15 protein-coding genes are annotated in these 19,400 nt (G+C 51.9%); 2 read left to right on the top strand and 13 right to left on the bottom strand.

The features are described 5' to 3' along the window. Nucleotides 1-6 precede the first annotated feature (6 nt). The 7 genes from hscA to L9P87_RS13770 form a co-directional block, all read right to left on the bottom strand. Nucleotides 7-1,935, bottom strand: a complete 1,929-nt coding sequence (hscA, locus tag L9P87_RS13800; protein ID WP_237445328.1) for a Fe-S protein assembly chaperone HscA — start codon at nucleotides 1,933-1,935, stop codon at nucleotides 7-9. Between the two features lie 47 nt (nucleotides 1,936-1,982). Beyond that, entirely contained in the window at nucleotides 1,983-2,525 is a 543-nt protein-coding gene (hscB, locus tag L9P87_RS13795) for a Fe-S protein assembly co-chaperone HscB (protein ID WP_237445327.1), read from the bottom strand. 57 nt (nucleotides 2,526-2,582) lie between these two features. Continuing rightward, nucleotides 2,583-2,906 carry an iron-sulfur cluster assembly protein IscA gene (iscA, locus tag L9P87_RS13790; RefSeq protein WP_237445326.1) on the bottom strand — a complete coding sequence of 108 codons (324 nt, stop codon included), beginning with the start codon at nucleotides 2,904-2,906 and terminating at the stop codon, nucleotides 2,583-2,585. A gap of 66 nt (nucleotides 2,907-2,972) precedes the next feature. Continuing rightward, nucleotides 2,973-3,356: a Fe-S cluster assembly scaffold IscU gene (gene iscU, locus L9P87_RS13785; protein ID WP_237445325.1), complete on the bottom strand. Its 384-nt coding sequence runs from the start codon at nucleotides 3,354-3,356 to the stop codon at nucleotides 2,973-2,975. Nucleotides 3,357-3,455: 99 nt separating this feature from the next. Further along, on the bottom strand, nucleotides 3,456-4,670 hold the full coding sequence (locus L9P87_RS13780) for an IscS subfamily cysteine desulfurase (RefSeq protein ID WP_237445324.1): 1,215 nt from the start codon (nucleotides 4,668-4,670) through the stop codon (nucleotides 3,456-3,458). 42 nt (nucleotides 4,671-4,712) lie between these two features. Continuing rightward, nucleotides 4,713-5,210, bottom strand: a complete 498-nt coding sequence (gene iscR, locus L9P87_RS13775) for a Fe-S cluster assembly transcriptional regulator IscR (protein ID WP_237445323.1) — start codon at nucleotides 5,208-5,210, stop codon at nucleotides 4,713-4,715. Between the two features lie 151 nt (nucleotides 5,211-5,361). Further along, the gene (locus tag L9P87_RS13770) at nucleotides 5,362-6,114 is read right to left on the bottom strand and encodes an RNA methyltransferase (protein ID WP_237445322.1); all 753 of its coding nucleotides are present in this window, start codon (nucleotides 6,112-6,114) and stop codon (nucleotides 5,362-5,364) included. A 203-nt stretch (nucleotides 6,115-6,317) separates the two neighbouring features. Here L9P87_RS13770 and L9P87_RS13765 point away from each other — a divergent pair, with 203 nt between their 5' ends. Continuing rightward, nucleotides 6,318-7,118 carry an inositol monophosphatase family protein gene (locus L9P87_RS13765; RefSeq protein ID WP_237445321.1) on the top strand — a complete coding sequence of 267 codons (801 nt, stop codon included), beginning with the start codon at nucleotides 6,318-6,320 and terminating at the stop codon, nucleotides 7,116-7,118. A gap of 125 nt (nucleotides 7,119-7,243) precedes the next feature. Then, the gene (locus L9P87_RS13760; RefSeq protein WP_237445320.1) at nucleotides 7,244-8,557 is read left to right on the top strand and encodes a cation:proton antiporter; all 1,314 of its coding nucleotides are present in this window, start codon (nucleotides 7,244-7,246) and stop codon (nucleotides 8,555-8,557) included. Nucleotides 8,558-8,605: 48 nt separating this feature from the next. Here the strand turns inward: L9P87_RS13760 and secF are convergent, their stop codons facing one another. The 6 genes from secF to guaB all read right to left on the bottom strand — a co-directional run bounded on the left by secF (nucleotide 8,606) and on the right by guaB (nucleotide 19,345). Next, nucleotides 8,606-9,529, bottom strand: coding sequence for a protein translocase subunit SecF (secF, locus tag L9P87_RS13755; RefSeq protein ID WP_237445319.1), 924 nt, complete (start codon nucleotides 9,527-9,529; stop codon nucleotides 8,606-8,608). Nucleotides 9,530-9,609: 80 nt separating this feature from the next. Beyond that, nucleotides 9,610-11,466 carry a protein translocase subunit SecD gene (secD, locus tag L9P87_RS13750; RefSeq protein WP_237445318.1) on the bottom strand — a complete coding sequence of 619 codons (1,857 nt, stop codon included), beginning with the start codon at nucleotides 11,464-11,466 and terminating at the stop codon, nucleotides 9,610-9,612. 233 nt (nucleotides 11,467-11,699) lie between these two features. Further along, a complete protein-coding gene (gene purL, locus L9P87_RS13745; RefSeq protein WP_237445317.1) occupies nucleotides 11,700-15,602 on the bottom strand; it encodes a phosphoribosylformylglycinamidine synthase in 3,903 nt (1,300 codons plus the stop codon). A 63-nt stretch (nucleotides 15,603-15,665) separates the two neighbouring features. Next, the gene (tadA, locus tag L9P87_RS13740) at nucleotides 15,666-16,175 is read right to left on the bottom strand and encodes a tRNA adenosine(34) deaminase TadA (protein WP_290368512.1); all 510 of its coding nucleotides are present in this window, start codon (nucleotides 16,173-16,175) and stop codon (nucleotides 15,666-15,668) included. Between the two features lie 12 nt (nucleotides 16,176-16,187). Then, the gene (gene guaA, locus L9P87_RS13735; protein WP_237445316.1) at nucleotides 16,188-17,762 is read right to left on the bottom strand and encodes a glutamine-hydrolyzing GMP synthase; all 1,575 of its coding nucleotides are present in this window, start codon (nucleotides 17,760-17,762) and stop codon (nucleotides 16,188-16,190) included. 104 nt (nucleotides 17,763-17,866) lie between these two features. After that, nucleotides 17,867-19,345 (bottom strand): IMP dehydrogenase, encoded by a 1,479-nt coding sequence (guaB, locus tag L9P87_RS13730; RefSeq protein ID WP_237445315.1) that lies wholly within the window; start codon nucleotides 19,343-19,345, stop codon nucleotides 17,867-17,869. Nucleotides 19,346-19,400 lie beyond the last annotated feature (55 nt).

The raw sequence follows: 19,400 nt of genomic DNA, 5'->3' as shown, positions 1-19,400 counted from the left end.
ACTGGCTTAAGACTTGGGCTGCTCTGCCGCCTTTGCCGCTTTTTCTTCACAGCCCAGGGTACTGTCTTCGGCCGCTTCAAATTCATCGACGCTGTGACCGGCTAAGGCCTGCTTGATACTGCTGTCCATTCTGCGTTCGGCGAAGAAGTCACTGGCCTTGGCCAAGCTCTCTATGCCATCGGCAATCGCGCGAGCACTATCGCCATTGCGCAGCACTACCAAGGTCTCCATCGCCGCGGTTAAATCATTGCGCTCCGATTCACTCAACAAGGCGTTGCCGTCGGTAAGCATCGCCGACATCAGGCTCTCAATAATACGATCGGCCTCAACCTGCTGTTCGCGTAGCTCGCGAGCCTGCTGATCCTGCTTAGCATTGCTAAAGGAGTCGGTAATCATGCCGCTTATTGCATTGTCACTCAAGCCGTAGGAGGGCTTGACCTGAACACCGGCACTGGCACCACTGTTTTTTTCCAGCGCACTGACACTCAACAAGCCATCGGCATCTATCTGGAAGCTCACGCGGATATGCGCCGCCCCCGCCGCCATCGGCGGAATACCCTTCAACTCAAAACGTGCCAGCGAACGCGCATCGCTGACCATCTCTCGCTCACCCTGCAAGACATGTATTGCCATCGCGGTCTGACCGTCTTTATAGGTGGTAAACTCCTGCGCCATTGACACAGGAATCGTGGTATTACGATGAATCACCTTCTCCATTAGACCACCCATGGTCTCGATACCCAACGACAGTGGTATCACGTCGAGCAATAGCAAATCATCGCTGCTGGCATTACCCACCAGCACATTGGCTTGAATAGCTGCACCAATGGCCACAACGCGGTCGGGATCAATATTGACCAACGGCGGCTTGCCAAACAACTCAGCAGCCCCCTGGCGCACAGCCAAGGCACGGGTCGAGCCACCGACCATCACCACGTTATCAATATCAGCCGCCTTAACCTTGGCATCTCGCATCGCGCGCTTGCAGGCCTTCAGTGTTTGATCAATCAATGGCTTTGCCAATTCGGCAAACTGCTGAGCCGAAATCTTACCCTGCCAAGACAGCTCATCCGCTAAATCTACCGCAACCTCTGTCTGCTCTGACAACTGCTCTTTTGCCCGCTTTGCCGCCATCAGCACACGACGCAGTGCCGCCGCATCGGTAACCGACTGACCGGATTGCGCAATAAACCAATCGGCTAACAGGCGATCAAAGTCATCACCACCGAGGGCTGAGTCCCCACCGGTGGCCAACACCTCGAACACACCGCGACTCAGACGTAAAATAGACACATCAAAAGTGCCGCCACCCAGGTCGTAGACAGCAATCACACCCTCATCACCGCTGTCGAGGCCGTAGGCCACCGCCGCAGCAGTTGGCTCATTTAGTAGGCGCAATACGTTCAAACCAGCAATCTTTGCCGCGTCTTTGGTTGCCTGACGCTGGGCGTCATCAAAATAAGCTGGCACGGTAATAACGGCGCCATTCAACTCGCCACCGAGGGTGTCTTCGCCGCGCTGACGCAGCTGCTTTAAAATTTCGGCGCTGACTTGAACCGGACTGACATCACCGGCAGCAGTATTGATTGTCGGCATGCCTCCGTCGCTGGGGCTGAACCGATAAGGCAGCTCACCCGCCAAGGTCTTTACGTCCTCGACACCGCGACCGATTAAACGCTTGGCAGAGGCGATAGTATTATAAGGGTCAGAACCGGCAAATTTTTCAGCCTCGGCACCGACACAGACAGCGCTATCGCCATAGTGCACCACCGATGGCAGCAGGTGTTCACCGGCCAGATTGGGCAGGGTTGCCGCAGAGCCTGAACGGACACTGGCCACCAGCGAATTAGTCGTCCCTAAATCGATACCAACAGCCAGTTTGCGCTGGTGCGGAGCAGGAGCCTGTCCAGGCTCAGAAATTTGTAACAGGGCCATTTACGCCACCTAAAATCGTTAAAAACTAAACCCGCCAAAAGCCGAGGTTATTCGTCGTCAAAAATGCTTTCTTCTACCCGCTCGACTTCAACCAGCAATTTGTACAAAAATTGCATTCGAGCGACCACCGCAGTCGCCACGGCAGTATTATTTTGTTGGTAGGCCTGGGAAAACTCGTCGCTGGCAGCGGTAATCATCGCCTCCACTTCGGCCTTCATTGATTCGATGGCCGACTCGGGGTCGGCCTGCTCTCGCACTTCCGATAACTGCTCACGCAACATGATTTGCTGCATCAAAAATTGCGGATCATTGGTCGTGGTATTCTCACCACTGGCGTCGATATCTTGTAATTTAAGCAGGTATTGCGCCCTTTTTAAGGGTGATGACAAGGCATTATAAGCCTCATTGATACGCGCACTCATCTGCACTGCCATGCGCTGCTCGCGGTCGCCAGCGGCACTGAATCGGTCGGGGTGAAACTGTTGCTGCAGCTTGCGATATACAGCAGCCAAAGCCGAGAGTTCAACGGCATAACCCGCCTCCAAGCCAAACAGCTCAAAATAATTTTTATCGAGGCTTAAAATGCTCATAGAGAATACTGACTACTGATGTGAGAGGAGCACCCTGCACGCAGGGCACAGAATAGCTTAGACGTGAAAACTCTCGCCGCAACCGCATTCGCTGGAGGCATTCGGATTATTAAACTTCAACCCTTCGTTGAGCCCCTCTTTAACAAAATCCAGCTCGGTGCCATCGAGATAAACCAAGCTCTTGGGGTCAATAATAACCTTGACGCCATGCCCCTCAAACACACTGTCGTGCTCCTCGGTGGTATCGACAAACTCCAGAACATAAGCCATACCAGAGCAGCCGGAGGTGCGAACGCCGACGCGAATACCTAAACCGCTGCCGCGGTTAGCCAATTGGGCGCCAATATGGTTGGCGGCGGATTCGGTGATACTTACAGCCATACTATCTCCACAGGCCCAGCCAATGCCGGTAACGCCCGCTTAACAGACAAAAACAACGAAGTGCGACTACTCGCCGCGCTTAAGCTTAACATCGGCAATTGCCGCTTTTATCGCATCTTCAGCCAATACTGAACAATGGATCTTAACCGGCGGCAGAGCCAACTCTTCAGCCAGCTCAGTGTTCTTAATTGCACCGGCCTCATCCAAAGTCTTACCTTTAACCCACTCGGTTAACAGCGAGCTTGAGGCAATGGCGCTGCCGCAGCCATAGGTTTTAAAACGTGCATCTTCGATGACACCATCATCGCTCACCTGAATCTGTAGACGCATCACATCGCCGCAGGCAGGTGCTCCCACCATACCGGTGCCGACGTTGCCGTCTTTTTCATCAAGCTTACCGACGTTACGTGGATTTTCGTAGTGATCCAATACCTGTTCGCTATAAGCCATGATTATCTCCTCAATGTACTCTTAGTACTCAACAATTGCCGCCTTGCTCAGGCTGTTTTTGTCAACGCTATAGCCCCGCCAGTGACGAGGCTGATAAATTTAATGTGCAGACCACTCGATACTGTCGAGGTCGACACCGTCCTGGTACATATCCCAAAGCGGTGATAACTCACGCAACTTGTTGACTGCCTGTTTTAAGCATTCAATAGCAAAATCAACTTCTTCTTCAGTGGTAAAACGGCCGATACTAAAGCGCAGCGAGCTGTGCGCCAATTCGTCGTTCATACCCAGTGCACGCAGCACGTAGGAGGGCTCTAAACTGGCCGAGGTACAAGCAGAGCCACTCGACACAGCCAAGTCCTTCAACGACATAATCAGCGATTCACCCTCAACAAAGTTAAAGCTGATATTGGCATTACCTGGCAGACGCTGTTCGGCATCGCCGTTGAGGAACACCTCTTCCATACCATTTACACCATTCCAAAGACGGTTGCGAAGCGTCAGTGCATGCTCGGCATCTTTGGCCATATCTTGCTTGGCCACACGAGCAGCCTCACCCATACCAACAATTTGATGCGTTGGTAACGTGCCTGAACGCATGCCACGCTCATGACCACCACCGTGAATCTGCGCCTCTAAGCGAACACGCGGCTTGCGACTAACATACAGCGCACCAATACCCTTGGGACCATACATTTTGTGCGCTGAGATCGATAACATATCGACTTTCATCGCCGCCATATCAATCTCAATCTTACCGGCGCTTTGGGCCGCATCGACATGGAATAAAATCTTGCGTGGACGGGTCAATTCACCAATCGCGGCGATGTCGTTAATCGTGCCAATTTCGTTATTCGCATGCATAATGGAGACAATAATCGTGTCGTCACGCAACACCGCCTCGACAGATTCTGGCGTGATAATACCGTTCGTGTTTGGCTCGAGGTAAGTGACCTCATAACCCTCACGCTCCAGCTGACGACAGGTATCCAGCACCGCTTTGTGCTCAACCTTAGAGGTTACAATATGCTTGCCGTTTTTGGCGTAGAATTTTGCTGCCCCCTTAATCGCAAGGTTATTGGACTCGGTAGCACCACTGGTCCAAACGATTTCCCGCGGGTCAGCATTAATTAAATCAGCAACGTCACGGCGGGCGTTTTCCACCGCTTCCTCTGACTTCCAGCCATAGATGTGCGAGCGCGACGCCGGGTTACCAAAGTTACCGTCCAGCGTTAAACACTTCATCATCGCCTCGGCAACGCGAGGATCGACTGGGGTGGTTGCTGAATAATCGAAATAAACCGGTAATTGCATGTGTTAATACTCCAAGTGATATCTGTGTTGGCGACGAGTCGCCTAGCCCAAACCTGACAACGTGATCGTCTCAATCGTGTCGGGGTTATTTGCGCCATCTAATTCTTTGCGGTGCTGGCGTGCTGAAATATGCTGCACCTCTTGTCTCTGCATCAAGCTATCTAGGCTGATACCGTGTAAAAAGCTGTGTATTTGTTGACTTAAATCAGTCCACAAATGGTGGGTTAAGCAAAAACCCTGTTCGGTACAATTACCTTCGCCGCCACAATTAGTCACATTAACCGACTCATCGACTGCGTCGACAACCTCTGCCACCGATATACTCTCCGTGGCGCGACTCAACTGATAGCCTCCACCGGGGCCTCGAACACTGACGACTAATTTTTGGCGCCTCAGCTTAGAGAATAATTGCTCCAAGTAAGAGAGGGAAATCTCCTGTCGGCTCGATATATCGGCAAGACTCACAGGCCCCTCCCCCGCATGGATAGCTAAATCCAGCATCGCTGTCACCGCGTAGCGGCCTTTTGTCGTCAAGCGCATACTTTGTATTCTCACTGCCATCATTTCACATAGGAGAATTATGTAATAACCCAGCGTAACAGTCAACTATAAAACCCAGCAATTTAGTCGGGATTAATATGGCTATTTCGCGGCAATTATATGCCTCTATTGCTCCGGGGTAAATCGCTGGTTATTTCTGCGACTTAGCGATGGTTTTTTGGGTACTAGCCAATATTCCGCGCAGGATATTAACCTCCATCGTATCGAGGCGCTGACGATTGTATAATCGACGCAAACGGGCCATTACCTGCCTGGGGTTTTCCGGGTCAAGAAATTCGATCTCAGTCAGCACCTGCTCTAAGTGCACCATCATCTTCTCAACCTCGCCCGCATCGGCCAACTCGTAATCCCAGTCTTCAGCATTCTTCTGCTCAAGCGGGTGCTCGCCCAGCAGCGACATGCGCAACTCGTAGCTCAGCACCTGAACCGCCGCCGCCAAATTGAGCGAGCTGTAGTCTTCATTGGTGGGGATATGAACATGAAAGTGGCATTTCTGCAGCTCTTCGTTGGTCAAGCCCCGGTCTTCGCGGCCAAACATAATCGCTACCTTATTACCTTTTTGCAAAGACTGTTTGGCCTGCTCGGCGCTGTCGCGGGGATCGAACAACGGCCACGGAATACGGCGTTCACGGGCACTGGTACCCAGTACCAAGCCACAACCTTCGAGCGCCTCCTCTACGGTATCGACAACCACCGCCTTATCGAGAATATCCTTGGCGCTGACCGCACGCCTGTCAGCCTCCTCAGACGGAAAGCACCTGGGCTCAACCAACACCAACTCGCTGAGCCCCATATTTTTCATTGCGCGGGCAGCGCCACCGATATTACCGGGGTGAGTGGTATTGATAAGAATGATTCTTACTTGATCTAAAAGCTGTAACATAAGCTGCCCTAATCACGCTAAACACGCGTATAATCTGTGAATAATTGCCAATTCGGCCAAATAACGGCGATGGATTCTAGCAGATTCTATCGACCACATCATTGATATAAGTTTTTTTACGCTAATCTAGTAATATCTTGGCAATATTCAAGGTATAATCCCGCCCCTTATTTTTAAGACCCGCTTCAGAGGCAAAAAACTCCATGCAACCGATGACCAAAATCGCTCTACGCGCAGCTCGCAAAGCCGGTGAGATTATTGAACGCGCCAGAGATAACCTGGCTTATATCGATGTCGAATCCAAAGGCGAGAACGACTTTGTTACTGAAGTAGACAAATCGGCTGAGAGAGAAATCCTCTATCATTTACAGAAGGCCTACCCTGACCACTGTTTCCAGGGCGAAGAGTCTGGCCTTATCGAAGGCAGCGACAAAGACTATCTGTGGATTATCGACCCAATCGATGGCACCACCAACTTTGTTCGTGATATACCACACTACGCCGTTTCTATTGCCTGCCAGTACAAGGGCAAGCTAGAACACGCCGTCGTCTACGACCCAATCCGTCGCGAAGAATTCACCGCCAGCCGCGGTAATGGCGCCCAACTAAACGGCCGCCGTATCCGCGTCAGCAAGGTCACCACCCTCGAAGGCGCTGTTATCGGCACTGGTATTCCTTTTGCCGGCCACTGCGACACTCACATGGCTGCCTATACCGATAGCCTTCAGGCTATTGCCGGCAAGAGCGCCGGTATTCGTCGTGGCGGCGCCGCCTCGCTGGACCTCGCCTATGTTGCCGCCGGCCGACTCGACGGCTTCTGGGAAATCGGCCTACAGCAGTGGGATATCGCTGCCGGCGCCTTGATTCTGACCGAAGCCGGTGGCTTCATCAGCGACTTCCAAGGTGGTCACAAATACCTTGAGAGCGGCAACGTTGTTTGCGGCCCGCAAAAGGTCTTCAAGGCCATGCTACAAACTATTAGCCCCCACCTGGGCAGCCTATAAGTCTTGTATTTACTTATCGGCGACCCTGTCGCCGATAAGCTTTTTCACACCTCCCCCACTCTTTTTTAACACCTCTCGCAACACCGCACTACACTCTGCATAGACAATAACAACAAGGTCGACCCATGTCGGTATACAACACCTTCTGTTTTCTTGCAGCTGCAGCCATTCTCATTGCCTTTATTAACAGCAAGCTGATTAAGATGCAGGCCACTATTGCCATCACCGCAGGCTCCCTCGCACTCGCATTAGTGATTATTATTGCCGGGCAACTGGATTGGTTTTATTTAAACGATGTCGCCATCCACACTATCAACAACCTGCACTTTGAGACTTTTTTGCTTAAGGGCGTGTTAAGCTTTCTACTCTTCGCTGGCGGCCTTGGCATTAAGCTAAGTCACTTACAGGATCAAAAATGGGAAATCGCCGTGCTCGCCCTCGGTGGCACGCTGATTTCTACGTTTATTATTGGCTTCGCCCTCTTCTATCTCTGCCAATACATTAACCTGCCCTTAAATTTTATTTACTGCCTATTATTTGGCGCTCTGATTTCGCCGACAGACCCGATTGCCGTCATGGCGATAGTGAAGCAACTCAATGCACCACGGCGCATTGCCACACAGGTTGAAGGCGAGTCCCTGTTTAACGACGGTATTGGCTTGGTAATTTTTGTCACTATTTCTGGCATTGCCTTCAGCCAAAGCACCCCCACTATTGCCAGCGTCAGCCAGTTATTTCTCCAAGAGGCAATTGGCGGTATCGTATATGGGTTGGTGCTGGGGCTGATTTTTCACCTGCTGATCCGTGCCGCTGCCGGCACTCACATGCAGCTTCTTCTTACCATGATCATACCCACCAGCGGTTACGCCCTCTCTTTTATGCTCGAGGTGTCTGGGCCATTAGCAATGGTCGTCTCTGGGATTATGATCGGCAATTGGACGCGCAAAGACGGATTCAGCGAGGAGGGGGGAAATAGTCTCGATAAATTCTGGTCGCTGATCGATGAATTTTTAAACAGTTTATTATTCCTACTGATTGGCTTGGTGATGCTCACCTTAAGCTTCCACCGGGAGGATTTACTGTTAATGCTGATCGCAGTGCCTTTGGTTTTGTTCAGCCGCTATTGCAGCGTAGCCATTCCCTACATCGGCTTCAGACGGCTTCGCCACTACAACCCGTTGTCAGAAAAAATTCTCACCTGGGGCGGTTTACGCGGCGGCCTCGCCTTAGCCCTGGCGATGTCAGTACCCAAGGGCATAATGATAGTGCCTGAGCACAACATCGACGTAAGCGAGATCATCTTGGTGATGACATTTTCCGTCGTGGTTTTTTCTATTCTAATTCAAGGGCTGACCATTACCCCGATGATCGAAAAAGCCAAACAACTCGAAGGCACATCCGCTAACTCCGGTACCACCCGAGCAAAAGGTCAACAATAAAAAAGCCCAACCGCTGTCGCGATTGGGCTTTTTCAACAACGATAGCGTTTACGGTCTGTCGTCGACATCGGCCTCAGTTTTTTCTGGTGGCATCAAATCTTCCCGGGTGATATTCATCCGAATCAATATATTCGCCGCCACATAAATCGAAGAGTAAGTACCCACCGTCACACCAATCAACAACGATGTGGCAAAACCATGAATCATTTCTCCGCCCCAGTAAAACAAGGCAATCAAGACCAGCAAAGTCGTCGCCGAGGTAACCAAAGTTCGGCCCAGCACCTCTGACAGCGACACATTAATAACATGCTCTGCATCGCCCTTGCGAATCTTACGGAAGTTCTCCCGGATTCTATCCGACACCACAATAGTATCATTGAGCGAGTAACCAATCAGCGCCAACAAAGCGGCTAATACGGTCAAGTCAAAATTCAGCTGCAACACCGAAAAAACACCCAGCGCAATAATAACGTCATGCCCTAGTGCCGCCACGGCACCAACAGCAAATTTAAACTGGAAGCGAATACCGACATAAATCATCACCATCGCCAATGCCAATAGCAGCGCTAAACCACCCTGCTCTCGCAACTCTTCACCGACCTGCGGGCCGACAAACTCGATACGCTTTAACTCGACATGAACACCGGCACTCTGCTCTAACAGCGCAACCATATCGGCACCGGCCTTGTCGTCAAAGCCCTGAGCCAAACGCACCAAGACATCACGATCGGAACCGAAATTGACCACAACAGCGCCGCCATAGCCATTGCTATCGAGGGTTTCTCGCACCTGCTCCAGCGGCACGGGCTTATCGTAATACACCTCTATCTGGGTGCCACCGGTAAAATCTAAGCCGAAGTTCAGACCCTGAACCGCCAGCGATGTAATCGATCCCAACACTAACAGCGCTGAGAATATTGTCGCCACCATGCGGTAGGACATGAATGGAATAATCTTTATTGCTTTGGACATATCGTTGCTGATCTGACCTTTATTGTAATATCTAGTGTGTGCCGCCGAAGCGGCCCCGAATGCGTTCTAATCGCTGACGATTAAATCCACAGTTTCTTCAACTGGCTTCTGCCGTGGGTAAGATTGATCAATGCCCGCGTACCAACAATGGCAGTAAACATTGACGTCATAATACCCAGCGCCAAGGTAACGGCAAAGCCTTTGATCGGCCCGGTGCCAACAGCATAAAGAATGACAGCAACTAACAAGGTGGTGATGTTGGCATCAAAAATGGTGACCACAGCACGCTCAAAACCAGAGTTTATCGCCACTGCCGGCCTGGCCCCTGCGGCCAACTCTTCCTTAATGCGCGAGAAAATGAGTACATTGGCATCCACCGCCATACCCACGGTCAAGACAATACCGGCAATACCCGGCAGCGTCAGCGTGGCACCCAGAATCGACATCAGTGAAATCAGCAGCACCAGGTTTGTCGCCAGCGCAATATTGGCCAACAGACCAAAGACCTTGTAATAAAGCAGCATAAAAATGACGACCAAGCCAAGACCGACCTGCACAGACAGAACACCCATTGAAATATTTTCAGCACCCAGCGATGGCCCCACTGTTCGCTCTTCAACAAAGTCGAGCGGCGCTGCCAAGGCACCAGCGCGCAATAACAAGGCGAGATCTGAGGCTTCTTTAGAGCTGCTTAAACCGGTGATTCTAAACTGCACACCGAGGGCCGACTGGACTGTTGCCAGACTGATAATTTCTTTATTGTCATAGTTCTGTTTAATCGGCTGCTCGAGTCCATTCTCGTCGAGCTCATAGCCGATAGTGCGTGACTTACGCTCGACGAATAACACACCTAAACGCTCGCCAATGGCCTTGCGTGTCGCGTGATTCATCAGCGTACCACCGTTACCATCGAGGGTAATACTCACCTGCGGGCGACCATTCTCATCAAAGGCAGAGCGGGCATCTTGCACATTTTCACCGCTGATCACCATTTGACGATTCAAATAAGCACTGGGGCGCCCCCCCTCTGGGTTGCGGAAATCAAACTGCTCTTTCGTCGATGCCAGTGCATCGGGCTTGGCTTCCAGCCTAAATTCAAGTGTTGCTGTCTTGCCGAGAATGTTCTTAGCCTGGGCAGTATCCTGCACACCCGGTAGCTCAACCACAATACGATTGCGGCCCTGTTTAGCCACCAGCGGCTCAGAAACACCCAGCTCATTAACGCGATTACGCAGGGTGGTTAAGTTTTGATTCACGGCATGATCTTCAATTTGCTGAATCTCAGAGGCACTGATATTAACCAGCAACCAGAAATATTCACCACGCTCTTCTAAGCGACGCTCTAGGTTTGGATACTCTTTACGAATCGCAGTCGATGCCTCGCTGCGCGTCTCTTCGTCAGAAAAACGCAGGCGGATTTCGCCACCATTAAGATTGGCCAAACCGCGGATACGCTCAGTACGCATCAGGCGTTTTATCTCGGTCAGATTTGTTTCCTGTCGCTTCAAGACCGCCGAATGGGTATCGACCTCAAGCAGGAAGTGAACACCACCACTCAGGTCGAGACCGAGCTTCATCGGCTCGGCTCCCCAGCTGCGCAACCACTCTGGCGTGGTCTCAGCGAGGTTGATAGCGACAATATATTCATCGCCGAGAATACGCTGAGCAATCGATTTGGCCCGTAGTTGCGCCTCGCCTGAATTCACGCGGATAATAGCGTTCTTACCGTTGATCTGGTCACCGAAATACTCGACACCTGCCTCGCTCAAGGCTTGAGTCACCCGAGTTAGCGTCGCCTGTTCGATATCGTTGCCGCTCTCATGAGACATCTGCACAGCAGGGTCGGGGCGGTATAAGTTAGGGGCGGAATAGATCAGGCCTATCGCCACCACCATCAAGATTAAGAGGTATTTCCACAGTGGATACTTGTTTAACATGTTAATTCCAATAATGAGCAATCTGGCCGACACAGCTTTCTTATGACTGCGGTTCGACGGCGCTAACGAATAAGCGGCAACCATTATGGTACAAATCGACGCCAGCAACAACGCCACAATCACCATACCGGCAGCAGATTTAGCCAATAACACTTATTTATAGCGGCAGTCACTGGCCAGCAACAAAAAACGGGGCTAAATAGCCCCGTTTTTTTAATGTTTAAACAACCATTCTAGCCGCTGAACACTCTGGCGTTGCGGAATAGACGCATCCACGGCGCATCCTCCTGCCAACTCTCTGGTGCCCATGAATTTTGCACCGTACGGAAAACCCGCTCCGGATGCGGCATCATAATCATCACACGACCATCCTTACTGGTCACGCCAGCGATACCTGCGGGAGAACCATTAGGGTTAGCTGGGTAGGACTCCGTCACATCCAAGTTATTATCGATGTAACGCAGTGCTACCTGGCCGCTGTTATTGAGTTTATCGAAGGCCTCTTGGTTGGCAAACTCGGCACGACCTTCGCCGTGCGCAATGGCAACAGGCATATGAGAACTCGACATACCTGACAACAACTGAGCGGGCGAATCCTGCACCTGCAGCAGCGAGAAACGAGCCTCGAACTGCTCACTGTTATTGCGTACAAATCGCGGCCAGTCTTCAGCACCCGGAATCAACTCTTTCAAGTTAGACATCATCTGACAACCGTTACAAACACCGAGAGCAAAGGTGTCTTCACGGTGGAAGAAACGCTTGAAGTTGTCCCGCACCTGGGGGTTGAACAGTATGCTCTTAGCCCAGCCTTCACCGGCACCAAGGACATCACCATAGGAGAAACCACCACAGGCCACCAAGCCTTGGAAGTCCGCCAGATCAACCTTGCCGGCTAATAAATCACTCATATGAACATCGGTGGCGACAAAGCCCGCCCTATCAAAGGCCGCCGCCATTTCAATCTGACCGTTGACACCCTGCTCTCGTAGCACCGCAATCGCAGGCTTTTCACCACTGCCGATCAATGACGCAGCAACATCGTCGTTGATGTCGAAGCTCAGGCTGCTGGATAAACCGGGGTTGCCGTCGCTCAGCGTGGCAAACTCTTGCTCGGCACACTCTGGGTTGTCGCGACGAGACTGCACGCGATAACTGGTCTGCGCCCAAGTTTGCTGCAATGCCGCTCGGGTTGATTTGTAGACACTCTTATCAGCAGCCTTGATCTCAATCGCCTCATGATCGTTAACCGTACCGATCGCATGGACAAGATTGGCGATACCCGACGCCTCAAAGACCGCCATAACCGCATCGAGATCGGCGTTAGCCACCTGCAATACCGCACCGGCCTCCTCATTAAACAGCACCGGTAACACAGTGCTGCAATCAGCATTGGCTGTCGCAGGCAGGGTGATATCAAGACCGCAGCGGCCGGCAAAGGCCATTTCAACCAAGGTGGTTAACAGACCGCCATCGGAGCGGTCGTGATAGGCGATCAACTGCTCCTGCTCGAGCAGCTGTTGCACCGACTCAAAGAACCCCTTGAGCTGTGCCGCATTGTCGATATCGGCAGCAGTATTACCCACCTGCTGATAAACCTGAGCCAAACAGGAGGCGCCAAGACGATTCTTGCCGGCACCCAAATCCACTAACAATAATGTTGTCTCGCCAAGGTCGGTACGCAACTGCGGGGTTACCGTCTTGCGCACATCGGCAACCGGGCTGAATGCAGTAATTACCAGCGACATGGGCGCGGTGACAGAGCGGTCTTCGCCGTCTTGCTGCCAAGCCGTGCGCATCGACATCGAGTCTTTACCGACGGGAATGGTAATACCCAGTTCTGGGCACAATTCCATGCCTACCGCCTTCACCGTATCGTAAAGTTTCTCATCTTCACCGGGGTGACCAGCGGCACACATCCAGTTAGCCGACAGCTTAATATCCTTGATGTCGGCAATACGGGTCGAGGCAATATTGGTCAGTGCCTCGGCGATAGCCATACGACCCGATGCAGGGCTGTCGATCAACGCCATCGGCGTGCGCTCACCCATCGACATCGCTTCGCCGGCATAGGAATCATAACTGACCGTGGTCACCGCGCAGTCTGCGACGGGCACCTGCCAGGGGCCAACCATTTGATCGCGGTGCACCATACCGGTAATACTGCGGTCACCAATGGTGATTAAGAAACTTTTAGAAGCAACAGTTGGCAGCGACAAGACACGATCAACTGCCTCGCTGACACTGACGCCGGTGAAATCGAGCTCGGGCATGTCATAGCTTTGACGAGTCACTTCGCGGTGCATCTTTGGCGCCTTGCCAAACAGCACCGACATCGGTAGATCGACCGGCTTATTATCAAAGTGGCTATCGCCAAGCGTCAGGTGGTGTTCCTCTGTTGCCTCACCTACCACGGCGTATGGGCAACGCTCGCGTTGGCACAGGGCTTCAAAACGAGCCAAATCCTCAGGCTTAACAGCCAGTACATAACGCTCCTGCGACTCGTTACACCAGATCGCTAATGGCGACATGCCTGGCTCGTCATTGGGAATATTACGCAGTTCGAAGTGACCACCACGACCGCCATCTTTGACCAATTCTGGGAAGGCATTCGATAAGCCGCCGGCGCCAACATCGTGAATAAAGGCAATGGGGTTGGCGTCACCGTAACCCCAGCAGCGGTCGATAACCTCTTGGCAGCGACGCTCGATCTCAGGGTTTTGACGCTGCACGGAGGCAAAATCCAGATCGGCGCTTGAGGCACCCGAGGTCATTGATGAGGCGGCACCACCACCAAGACCAATCTGCATCGCCGGACCACCGAGTACAATCAGCTTACAACCGGCATCAAATTCTGGCTTATCGACATGATCGGCACGGATATTACCGTAGCCACCGGCCAGCATAATTGGCTTGTGGTAGCCGCGAACTTCGAAGCCGTTGGCACCGTTGGCCTGCTCTTCGAAGGTACGGAAATAGCCACAGATGTTCGGGCGACCGAATTCATTGTTAAAGGCCGCACCACCGAGAGGCCCCTCGGTCATAATATCCAGGGCGGTGACGATACGATCAGGCTTGCCGTAGTCCACTTCCCAGGGCTGCTCGAAGCCGGGTATTTTAAGGTTGGATACGGTATAACCGGTCAGACCCACCTTTGGCTTTGAGCCGCGGCCAACCGCACCCTCATCACGGATCTCCCCGCCACTGCCGGTACCGGCACCGGAGAAAGGCGAAATAGCCGTGGGGTGGTTATGCGTCTCAACCTTCATCAATAGATGAATCGGCTCATGACTATAACTGTAGGCATGGGTTTCAGGGTCGGCATAGAAACGCCCCCCCTCATGACCGGCAACGACAGCAGCGTTATCAGAGTAGGCACTCAGCACGCCCTCACCACCAACCTCGTTAGTGTTTTTAATCATCTTAAACAATGAATGCGACTGCTGCTCACCATCGATAGTCCAATCTGCGTTAAAAATCTTGTGGCGACAATGCTCAGAGTTTGCCTGCGCAAACATCATCAATTCAACGTCGCTGGGGTTACGACCCAGGCCAACAAAGCTGTCGACCAGATAATCAATTTCATCATCAGCCAGTGCCAAGCCAAGGCGGGTATTAGCCTCTGCCAAGGCCGCCTTACCGCCTGCTAGAACATCGACATTTTCGAGGGGGGCCGGGACATCGGCAACGAACAACTGCTGCGCCTGTTCAAACTCGGCCAATACCACCTCAACCATGCGATCGTGAACAAGGGCGGTGATTGCCGCCTTTTGCTCGGCATTCAACTCAGTCTCGGCGGTAACAAAATAAGCGATACCACGCTCTAGACGCTTGACCTGCGTCAGCTCACAGTTACGCGCAATATCGGTCGACTTACTCGACCAAGGGGAAATTGTGCCCGGGCGGGGTACAGCAAGAAACAACTCACCCTCCGCCTCACCGTGCTCATCTTTTGGGCCGTAAGTTAACAGCTGCTCTAAGGTTTGGTAATGCTCACTAGACAGCTCGCCTTCGACGTCGGCGAAATGAACAAATTCAGCATACAGACTAGAAACAGATTCAACCTGCTGTTGTATTCGAGCTAGTAACTTTTGGATACGGAACTCGGATAGGGCAGAAGTGCCTGGCAGTATTAACATGTTATTCAAAAACCCCTGTTAGGATTGTCGCTATATTGAGCATAGAAAATGATCTATGCCTTCTTAATTCGTGGTGTCATCACGGTCCGCTGACCGCAACTTTTGCTTCAGTGCTTTCTTGGCCTCACGACGATGCTGAAAAAAACGGCTTACTATAGCCGAACACGGCTCAGCCATCACGCCCGATTCCACAATAATACGGTGATTGGCATAATCACTCTCCAGCAACCTGGCCTGACTGACCACCACCCCCGCCTTAGGTTCGGTGGCACCGAAGACCAACCGGCCAACGCGGGAGTGAATAATCGCACCGGCACACATGGTGCACGGTTCGATGGTGACATACAGTGTGGCGCCGGCAATACGATAATTACCAACGGTTTTTGCCGCCGCCCTTAAGGCCATAATTTCAGCATGGGCGGTTGGGTCGCAGCCACCGATTGGGCTATTACTGCCCTCGCCGATGATGACATCGTCGAGCACCACTACAGCCCCGACGGGCACCTCGCCTCGTTCGGCTGCCTGCGCAGCCAGCTCCAAGGCTCGCTGCATCCACTGTTGATCAGCAATCACCGTATCGACCGCTTATTCCCACTCAATAGTCGCGGGAGGCTTGCTCGACACATCGTAGGTGACGCGTGAAACCTGAGTGATTTCATTGATAATACGGCCGGATACGGTCTCGAGTAACTCATAGGGCAGATGTGCCCAACGGGCCGTCATAAAGTCAATAGTCTCTACCGCGCGCAGAGCAATAACATACTCATAGCGGCGCTGATCACCGACCACGCCAACCGACTTAACCGGCAGGAAGACAGCAAAGGCCTGGCTGGTCTTGTGGTACCAACCGGAGGCGTGTAACTCTTCCATAAAAATGGCATCGGCCTCACGCAGAATGTCGGCGTACTCTTTCTTCACCTCACCCAATATGCGAACACCGAGGCCGGGACCAGGGAATGGGTGACGATAGACCATGTCATAAGGCAGACCTAGCTCGAGGCCGATTTTGCGCACCTCATCCTTAAACAATTCGCGCAGTGGCTCAACTAATTCGAAGGCCATGTCGTCGGGCAGGCCGCCAACATTGTGATGCGATTTGATGACATGAGCCTTGCCGGTTTTAGCGGCGGCCGATTCGATCACATCGGGGTAGATAGTCCCCTGCGCGAGGAAGTCGACGTCGGTGATCTTGGTCGCTTCCTGGTCGAAGATCTCGATAAATTTATTACCGATTACCTTGCGCTTCGCCTCTGGGTCGGAGACACCCAATAACGGTTCGAGAAAGGCCTGCTCAGCATCGGCACGAATAACCCGCACACCCATGTTGTTAGCAAACATCTCCATCACCTGCTCACCTTCGTTCTTGCGTAACAAACCGTTATCCACAAAAACACAGGTCAACTGATCGCCAATAGCCTTGTGCAGCATTGCCGCCACCACGGACGAATCAACACCACCCGAGAGGCCGAGTAACACTTTTTTATTGCCAACTTGCTGACGTACACGGGCTACCGCATCCTCAATTATATTGGCTGGAGTCCAGAGCTTTTCACAGCCGCAAATTTCAGCAATAAAGTGTTCAAAAATCCGCTCACCCTGAAGCGTGTGGGTAACCTCGGGATGAAATTGTACGCCGTAAAAACGCTTATCTTCATTGTACATGCCTGCGATGGCACAGGATTCGGTCGAGTTCATCAACTCGAAGCCAGCCGGCATTTCAACCACCTTATCGCCGTGGCTCATCCACACATCTAACAGCTTTTTACCGCCTTCCATATGATCGGCAATATCTTTCAGCAGCGCGCTGCTGCCCTCAACCTCAACCTTGGCATAACCAAACTCGCGAACATGAGAGCCGGCAACTTTACCGCCCAACTGCTCAGCCATGGTCTGCATGCCGTAGCAAATGCCAAAAACAGGGATACCGAGATTAAACACCAGCTCGGGCGCCCGTGGTGAATTGACCTCGGTAACCGACTCGGGACCACCGGCAAGGATAATACCCTTCGGGTTAAAAGCACGAATATCTTCGTCACTCATATCCCATGGATAGATTTCAGAGAAAACACCAATCTCACGAACACGTCGTGCAATCAGCTGAGTGTATTGAGAACCGAAATCGAGGATTAAAATCCGCTGAGCGTGAATATCTTGAGACACTACAAAACCCTACTGGCTAGATCTTATTGAATATCAACAAGATCGATTAAAAAACTATGATGAACACACCGATAAAAAAACGGGGCATCAGCCCCGTTTATTATTTAACCGCGCGAAGTGGTTGGATAGTTCGGTGCTTCTTTGGTAATACTGACATCATGGACATGGCTTTCGCTCATACCCGCGGCGGAAACACGAACAAACTGCGGCTTGGTCCGCATCTCGTCCATGGTCTTAGAACCGGTATACCCCATTGCCGAGCGTAAACCACCCATCAACTGATGGATAACCGCGCCAAGCGTACCTTTATAGGGGACACGGCCTTCAATACCCTCGGGCACTAATTTCTCAGCGCCTTCGGAGGCATCCTGGAAATAACGGTCGCTGGAGCCCTGTGTTCTCGCCATGGCACCCAAGCTACCCATGCCGCGATAAGCCTTATAGGTACGGCCTTGATAAAGTTCGACCTCGCCGGGCGACTCTTCGGTGCCAGCGAACATTGATCCCATCATGATACAGGAGGCGCCGGCAACAACAGCCTTAGAGAGATCACCTGAGAAACGAATACCACCATCGGCAATCAGCGGCACACCCGTACCTTCAAGCGCCTGGGCGACATCAGCCACCGCACTGATCTGCGGCACACCAATCCCCGTAACGATACGGGTTGTACAAATAGAACCTGGACCAATACCAACTTTCACCCCATCTGCACCGGCAGCAACCAATGCCTTAGCCGCATCACCGGTAGCAATATTGCCACCGATAACGTCAACCTGCGGGAAGTTTTTCTTGATCCAGCTAACACGATCTAAAACATTTTTAGAGTGGCCGTGGGCGGTATCCACCACCAACACATCGACACCGGCCTCTATCAAGGCAGTCACCCGGGCATCGGTATCCGCACCGACACCGACGGAGGCACCCACCAATAACTGGCCCTGACTATCTTTGGCAGCACTGGGGTAGGTTTGAGCCTTGTGGATATCTTTGACCGTAATCATGCCGCAGAGGTCGAAGTCATCATTAACCACTAAAACCTTTTCGATTTTATGATTATGCAGCAGCGCCTTCACTTCCTCAGGATCGGAGCCCTCTTTGACTGTGACTAAGTCCTGTTTTTGCGTCATGATATCCTTGACCAGTGTGTCAAGTTTATCCAAATAACGCACATCGCGATTGGTCACAATGCCGACCAATGCACCGTTATCAAGAACCGGGACGCCGGAGATATTGTATTGTTCTTTAACAGCGAGCAATTCGCGCAGGGTCGCTTGCGCTGAAATGGTAACAGGATCTTTCACCACACCACTCTCGTGTTTCTTAACAGCACGAACTTCTTTCGCCTGCTGTTCAACACTCATGCTTTTGTGGATAATGCCTATACCACCTTCCTGCGCCATGGTAATTGCGAGACGAGCTTCGGTCACCGTGTCCATAGCGGCAGAGATAAGAGGGATATTAAGTGTGATATTCCGTGACAATTGCGTTTGCAAAGAGACATCTTTGGCCACAACTTCAGAGTAATCTGGAACTAATAAGACGTCGTCAAACGTCAGCGCTTCTTCTTTAATACGTAGCATGTGAAACAGCCCGACCCGATGAAATGAAGCAAGTAATTATAGCCGATTTACCAAA

It is taken from the genome of Sinobacterium norvegicum (assembly GCF_923077115.1).
GTDB lineage: Bacteria > Pseudomonadota > Gammaproteobacteria > Pseudomonadales > Sinobacteriaceae > Sinobacterium > Sinobacterium norvegicum.
The sequence above is the reverse complement of the archived record's forward strand: the minus strand, read 5'-3'. Positions and strand labels throughout refer to the sequence as shown.